Here is a 6,723-nt window from a genome sequence, read left to right as displayed (position 1 = left end):
GGTCCGTAGGCCTCAAGGGCAACTGTTCCAGCCTATCCCAGCTTGGTCTCGGACACAAGGCCCGACTCTTGGGGGATAGAACCTGCCGAGCCACACGTCCAACCTCGTTCACCCAGTCCGTGAAGACCGGGTCGGTGTCCGTCGCTCTGACTCGACAAAAGTTACGCCACCAACCCCACACACGCAAATCGGCAGGTGAATCGAGTTACCGCCGGCATCTGCGCAGGTCGGAGGAGCCGCGCGCATGGGTGCCTCGCATTCGGCCGACATATCCCCGCGTGTGACGCCAGCCATATCTTGCGAACAGTCGGCAGAAACGGGTTTCACGAGCGGGACAACGCCAGAACGTGGTCTGGCACATCGAGGTTCGGTTCCACATCTTCCCCACGCTCTACAGTGCCGACGTATTCACCGATCGGAATCACACCCGCCCACACGTCCCCTGCTGCAATGTCGGCCTCGTCGTCGATCGGTCCACCGGTCCGCGCTTTCACCGATGCTTCGAACAGCGGAAGCGCCAACACGCTCGTCGCCGCAAGCTCTTTCCTCGTATGCGCCCGCAGATGTGTGCTTCTCCCCGGAACGACCTGATCGACTATGGCGTCCAATGCCCGTGCCCGTTCGTCCTCGTCCTCCACTCGACGTGGCCGTCCCACGATGACGGCGCTTCGATAGTTCATCGAGTGATGGAACGCGGACCGGGCCAGGACCAACCCGTCTACGACCGTGACCGTCACGCAGATATCCTGATCAGGTGCCTCCACCAGGCTTCGAGAGGCGACCGAACCGTGGATGTACAGGGTTCCCGCCCTGTCCGGCCCCTCCGGATCCAGGCCGAACACGGTCGGGAGCACGCGTGGCACGTTCCCCACCAGCACCCCCATATGACAGAGGCGAGCCGATCTGAGCACGTCGAGCAACGCCGTCCGCTCCGACTGTGCCCGCTGCCGACCTCGGACCACGGTGGTTCTGGATGTTGGGGACAGAAGTGTTTTGTCGGCCGTCATGCCACCAGAGTGCCGCCCCGTTGGCTCACTGTCATGGTCCAATAGGGAGCAATAATGCTAGGCCACTTTCTGCCATGGACAGGTGACGCACGATGACCTTGCCGCCGAATGCCCTGTCGATCGCGATCGATCGAGCCGACCGCCGCACGTTGCCCGTTCAGGTAGCCGACGGTATCCGGGCGGCAATCGATCGCGGCGAGCTCGAGCCGGGCGTCCGATTGCCAAGTACCAGAGCACTTTCCGTCGAAATGGGTCTGGCTCGTGCGGTGGTGGAGAAGGCGTACGAGCAGCTCGTCGCCGAAGGATGGCTCGAGGCACGTCGCGGATCCGGCAACTACGTCCGAGATGTTCCGCATGCCGTTCGGTCGGACCACAGGCTGCACCGAGCACAGGAAGGCCAACCCACTACGCAGCGCATTTCGCTGCGCCCCGGAATACCGTGGACTCCGCCTCGCGCATCCGATGCGTGGAAGCGGGCATGGCGAGACGTCGGTGGCTCTCCCCCACCGGGCGACTATCCCGATCCGGCCGGCTCACTCGACTTGCGCATGCGCATTGCCGACTTGCTCGGCCGTGCACGCGGGCTGCACACCACCGCGGATTCGATCGTCGTCACCACGGGCAGCATTCACGGTCTGGACCTGGCACTGGGTGCCCTCTCTGCGAGCGTCGACGTCGAACATGTTCTCGCACTGGAGAATCCGGGATACCGGGCTGCTGCTGCCCTCGCTACACACCGCGGGTGGTCCGTTCACGACATCCCCGTCGACCGCGAGGGCCTCGTCGTCGACGAGCTCGAATCGGTTCCTCACGGCACCCCGGCCGTTTACGTCACTCCCTCACACCAATACCCCACCGGCGGACTCATGCCCATCGGTCGTCGGCGCGCCCTGGCGGACTGGGCACGAAGCACCGGAACCACCATAATCGAGGACGACTACGATTCCGAATTCCGTTACGGCATAGCACCTTTGACGACGGTCACCGAGCTCGTTCCGGACCGTGCCGCCTACCTGGGAACGGTATCGAAGACGCTGGGTGCCGGCGTACGCCTCGGATGGATGGTGGCTCCCCCGTCGATGGTCGAGCGCATCACCGACACACGTCGCGCCATCGGCGACTTCCCGTCGGTTCCCGTCCAGCAGACCATGACCTCGCTGTTGCGGGACGGCGAATGGGACCGGTCCGTACGCACAGCACGTCGGATCTATCGGGCACGTGACCGCGTCGTCGCCGCTGCGCTGGCGCCATTCGGCGAACTTCGGGGCGTCGGTGCCGGGCTGCACACGGTGCTCGTGCTCGACGCAGACGTTGCACGCGATATTGCAGCCGACTGCGCGGACAACGGGGTCGATCTGCCGACACTCGCACATTCGACGCGATCGCCGACCACCGATGGTGGCATCGTCATCGGCTACGGGTCGGTGGCGGACGATCGATTCGAGCGCGCGCTCCGGGTGCTGGTCGACGCTCTCGAGAAGAGGTCGGTCAGCTGACCCGCTCTATGCTCCCGCCGAGAGCGGTCAGGTTTTCCACGAATCGCGGATAGCCCCTGTCGATGTGGAACACGTCGTGCACTTCGGTCGTACCGTCCGCCACCAGCCCGGCCAGGACCAGCCCGGCCCCAGCTCGAATGTCCGAAGACCACACCGGCGCACTGGAAAGTTGGGGAACACCGCGAACCACAGCATGGTGGCCATCGGTACGCGCATCAGCGCCCAGTCGGATCATCTCCTCGACGAACCGGAAGCGTGCCTCGAACACGTTCTCGGTGATCATCGACGTCCCGTCGGCGACGGTCGCGAGCCCGATAGCCATCGGTTGCAGATCCGTCGGAAACCCGGGGTACGGCAACGTCGCAAAGTTCACTGCTCGCGGCCGTTCGTGCTGAACGACGCGGAAGCCGTCCGGTTCGCTGGTCACCTCGGCACCCGCAGACCGCAGCTTGTCCAGTACGAGCGAGAGATGTTTCGGGTTGACCCCACGCACTCGAACGTCCCCGCGCGTCATCGCGGCCGCGATTCCCCACGTAGCAGCGACAATTCGGTCGCCGATGACGCGATGAGTCGTCGGCTTCAACGCGCTGACACCCCGGATGGTGAGGGTCGAGGTGCCTGCGCCCCGGACATCGGCACCCATCTCGTTGAGCATGTTGCACACGTCGACGATGTCCGGTTCGCGGGCCGCGTTGTCGATCACGGTCTCACCGGTAGCGAGCACAGCCGCCATCAGGATGTTTTCCGTCGCTCCCACAGAGGGGAAAGCCAACCTGATGTTCGCGCCGCGCAACTCGTCGGCTTCCGCAACGACGCATCCGTGTTGAATTTCGCTGCGCGCCCCCAGCAACTGCAGTCCGGACTGGTGCATATCCAGCGGACGCGACCCGATGGCGTCTCCGCCCGGCAATGCCACCACCGCTCGCTTGCACCGCGCGACGAGAGGGCCGAGGACACAGACCGACGCTCGGAACTGGCGAACAGCCGCGAAATCGGCGTGGTATTTCGGCATGGCCGGGGTCGTGATGTGGACGACCGAGCCGTCGAGCTCCACCTCGCACCCGAGTCCGCGCAGCACCTCCGCCATCAGCGGAACATCCAGGATGTCGGGGCAGTTGGTGATCGTGCTGGTTCCCTCGGCGAGCAGGGCCGCGGCCATCAGCTTGAGGACGCTGTTCTTCGCACCACCGACCGCCACCTCACCCACGAGGCGATTACCACCGTTGACCAAAAAGCGTTCACTCACTTCGACAGCGTAGCCAGCGGTACCGACCGGCACCCGCGCGGTACCGTAGCCGCATGGCCGTTCACCTCACGCGCATCTACACCCGGACCGGCGACGACGGGACCACGGGATTGAGCGATTTCTCGAGGGTCTCCAAGAACGACGAGCGGCTGATCGCCTATGCAGATTGCGACGAGACCAACGCGAGCCTCGGAGTCGCACTGGCACTGGGAAATCCGAGTGAATCCGTGCGGACCGTCATCCGGACCGTTCAGAGCGATCTGTTCGACGCCGGTGCCGACCTGTCGACGCCTGTCGTCGACAATCCGGAATACCCACCGCTGAGGATCGATCAGAGTTATGTCGACCGCCTCGAAGCCTGGTGCGACGAATTCAACGACGAGCTACCGGCGTTGACGTCGTTCATCCTGCCCGGCGGAACACCTCTGGGAGCGCTGCTGCACGTCGCGCGCACCGTGGCTCGGCGCGCGGAGCGGTCGGCCTGGGCAGCGGTTCACGCCTCCCCGGAAACCACGAGCGATCTACCGGCCAAGTACCTCAACAGGCTCTCGGATCTGCTGTTCATCCTGAGCAGGTACGCAAACCCGGAGGGCGACGTGCAGTGGGTACCCGGAGCGAGCCGCTCGACAGGTACCGATACCGACTGATTTCCGGCAAGCGACTCGTTCAGGCCGCCGGCCGACGGCGGCGCGAGCGCCCCGACGGGCGTGACTCCACCCAGGACAGGAAAGCGGTCAACGCACTTCTGTCCAGTGCCATTTCGTACTTCTTGCCGTTGTCCGATAACTCCAGCACAGCGATGTCCGGAGTCATGATGTCGAACTCGGTGTCGCGGGGGGCCCGTCGGTCCCCCACCTGAACGTCCTGTCTACCGAGCCGATGATCGGGCCCGGGCCGCAGACTGGACAGTTTGAAGAACACCAACGTGTTGTCGCCGTACCGAATGATGCCGTGTCGCCAACCGGCACCGCCCTCGGACGGCAGCACCCGCATGATCGCTGCCGTACCACCTCGCCGCAGCACTGCAAGACGATACGCAAAAGCCGCGACGAGCCCTGCGAGCAGCACAACCAGAATGATCAGAGCAATCAATCCGGAGTGCATCACAGGTCTCGTCGCGGCTTCTCGTGAACCTAGGACCGCTCGACAGCGCGGATACGTCCCTTGGCCACCGCAATGGCCTCGAGGTCGTCGCCGTTCTCTGCCACTACAGCCCGTGCCGATTCGACATCGATGTCATCGGCGAAATCGGCGGACTCCGCCAGCACTGTGACGGTCTTACCCGTCACCGACAGAAAGCCACCGTGCACCGCAGCGATGATCTTCTCGCCGTCGGTCGTCGTGATCGACACCGTGCCCGCCTCGACCAGCTGGCCGAGGACAGGCTCGTGGCCGGCCATGATGCCGATCTCACCTTCGGTGGTCTGAGCACTGACGATGGTCGCAGTACCGGACCACAGCTTCTGCTCCACAGCGACCAGGGAGACCTCCATGCCGCTCTTCTCGGAAGAAGTCACGTCGGTCTACTTTCCGGCCATCTTCTTCGCGGCTGCCTCGACGTCGTCGAGACCACCACAGCTGTTGAAGGCCTGCTCGGGAAGGTGGTCGTACTCACCCTTGGTGACCTTGTCGAACGCCTCGATGGTGTCCGAGAGGGACACGACCGAACCGGCCTCGCCGGTGAACTTCTCGGCAACGATGAAGTTCTGGCCGAGGAACTTCTGGAGACGGCGTGCGCGGCCGACCAGAACCTTGTCCTCTTCCTGAAGCTCGTCCATACCGAGGATGGCGATGATGTCCTGCAGCTCCTTGTACTTCTGCAGGATGCGCTTGACCTCGTTGGCGACGCGGAAGTGCTCGGCACCGACGATGCCGGGCTCGAGGATGCGCGAGGTCGAGCTCAGCGGGTCCACAGCGGGGTAGATACCCATCTGCGAGATCGGACGCGACAGTTCGGTCGTCGCATCGAGGTGCGCGAACGTCGTGGCCGGAGCCGGGTCGGTGTAGTCGTCGGCGGGGACGTAGATCGCCTGCAGCGAGGTGATCGAGCGGCCACGGGTCGAGGTGATGCGCTCCTGGAGCTCACCCATCTCGTCCGCCAGCGTGGGCTGGTAACCGACGGCCGACGGCATACGACCGAGAAGGGTCGACACCTCCGAACCTGCCTGCGTGAAGCGGAAGATGTTGTCGATGAACAGCAGCACGTCCTGGCCCTGCACATCGCGGAAGTACTCCGCCATGGTCAGTGCCGACAACGCCACGCGCATACGCGTGCCGGGCGGCTCGTCCATCTGTCCGAAGACGAGGGCGGTGTCCTGGAGGACGCCCATCTCTTCCATCTCGAGGTGAAGGTCGGTGCCCTCACGAGTACGCTCGCCGACTCCTGCGAACACCGAGGTGCCCGAGAACTCGCGTGCGATACGGGTGATCATTTCCTGGATCAGCACGGTCTTGCCGACGCCGGCACCACCGAACAGACCGATCTTTCCGCCCTTGACGTACGGCGTCAGCAGGTCGATGACCTTGATGCCGGTCTCGAGGATCTCAGTCTTGCCCTCGAGCTGATCGAAGGCTGGTGGCTTGCGGTGGATGCCCCACTGCTCGCCGTCGCGGCCGAGTCCGGGGGTGTCCAGGCAGTCACCGAGGGCGTTGAACACGTGGCCCTTGACGACGTCACCGACGGGAACCGAGATCGGCTTGCCGGAGTCGACGACAGCCGTGCCACGGACGAGGCCGTCGGTGGGCTGCATCGAGATGGTGCGAACCAAGTTGTCACCGAGGTGCTGTGCAACCTCGAGCGTCAGAGTCTTGGCCACGGTCGGCAGAGTGATCTCTGCGTTGAGGGCGTTGAACAGTGCGGGAATCGAGCCGCGCGGGAACTCGACGTCCACAACGGGGCCGATGACCCGAACGACACGGCCGGACTGTGTGTCCGCTCCGCTCGCGTTCTCTTGGGCTACTGCTGCGGTCATTG

Annotated in this window: 7 protein-coding genes; 2 read left to right on the top strand and 5 right to left on the bottom strand. The window is 64.3% G+C overall.

Features of this window, described 5'->3' with window-relative positions; all coding sequences use genetic code 11:
• Positions 1 to 323: 323 nt before the first annotated feature.
• Complete coding sequence (locus tag RFA01S_RS26405; RefSeq protein ID WP_032406289.1) at positions 324 to 1,007, bottom strand: pyridoxamine 5'-phosphate oxidase family protein; 684 nt, start codon at positions 1,005 to 1,007, stop codon at positions 324 to 326.
• 92 nt (positions 1,008 to 1,099) lie between these two features.
• Between RFA01S_RS26405 and pdxR the strand changes: the two genes are divergently transcribed.
• The gene (gene pdxR / locus RFA01S_RS26400; RefSeq protein ID WP_238325041.1) at positions 1,100 to 2,503 is read left to right on the top strand and encodes a MocR-like pyridoxine biosynthesis transcription factor PdxR; all 1,404 of its coding nucleotides are present in this window, start codon (positions 1,100 to 1,102) and stop codon (positions 2,501 to 2,503) included.
• Here the strand turns inward: pdxR and murA are convergent.
• Positions 2,496 to 3,749, bottom strand: a complete 1,254-nt coding sequence (murA, locus tag RFA01S_RS26395) for a UDP-N-acetylglucosamine 1-carboxyvinyltransferase (protein ID WP_027497895.1) — start codon at positions 3,747 to 3,749, stop codon at positions 2,496 to 2,498. The two genes, pdxR and murA, sit on opposite strands and share 8 nt — an antisense overlap.
• 53 nt (positions 3,750 to 3,802) lie before the next feature.
• Here murA and RFA01S_RS26390 point away from each other — a divergent pair, with 53 nt between their 5' ends.
• Positions 3,803 to 4,396 (top strand): cob(I)yrinic acid a,c-diamide adenosyltransferase, encoded by a 594-nt coding sequence (locus tag RFA01S_RS26390; RefSeq protein ID WP_032401281.1) that lies wholly within the window; start codon positions 3,803 to 3,805, stop codon positions 4,394 to 4,396.
• A 19-nt stretch (positions 4,397 to 4,415) separates the two neighbouring features.
• Here RFA01S_RS26390 and RFA01S_RS26385 read toward each other — a convergent pair whose 3' ends face one another.
• Genes RFA01S_RS26385 through atpD form a run of 3 tightly spaced genes read right to left on the bottom strand, consistent with a single transcriptional unit; the run spans position 4,416 to position 6,721 of the window.
• Complete coding sequence (locus RFA01S_RS26385; RefSeq protein ID WP_027497897.1) at positions 4,416 to 4,853, bottom strand: DUF2550 domain-containing protein; 438 nt, start codon at positions 4,851 to 4,853, stop codon at positions 4,416 to 4,418.
• A gap of 29 nt (positions 4,854 to 4,882) precedes the next feature.
• The gene (locus tag RFA01S_RS26380) at positions 4,883 to 5,242 is read right to left on the bottom strand and encodes a F0F1 ATP synthase subunit epsilon (RefSeq protein WP_027497898.1); all 360 of its coding nucleotides are present in this window, start codon (positions 5,240 to 5,242) and stop codon (positions 4,883 to 4,885) included.
• A 30-nt stretch (positions 5,243 to 5,272) separates the two neighbouring features.
• Positions 5,273 to 6,721, bottom strand: a complete 1,449-nt coding sequence (gene atpD / locus RFA01S_RS26375) for a F0F1 ATP synthase subunit beta (protein ID WP_027497899.1) — start codon at positions 6,719 to 6,721, stop codon at positions 5,273 to 5,275.
• Positions 6,722 to 6,723: the final 2 nt, after the last annotated feature.

Source organism: Rhodococcoides fascians NBRC 12155 = LMG 3623 (assembly GCF_001894785.1).
GTDB lineage: Bacteria > Actinomycetota > Actinomycetes > Mycobacteriales > Mycobacteriaceae > Rhodococcoides > Rhodococcoides fascians.
Note: the sequence above shows the minus strand (reverse complement) of the source record. Positions and strands in the feature narration are given on the sequence as shown.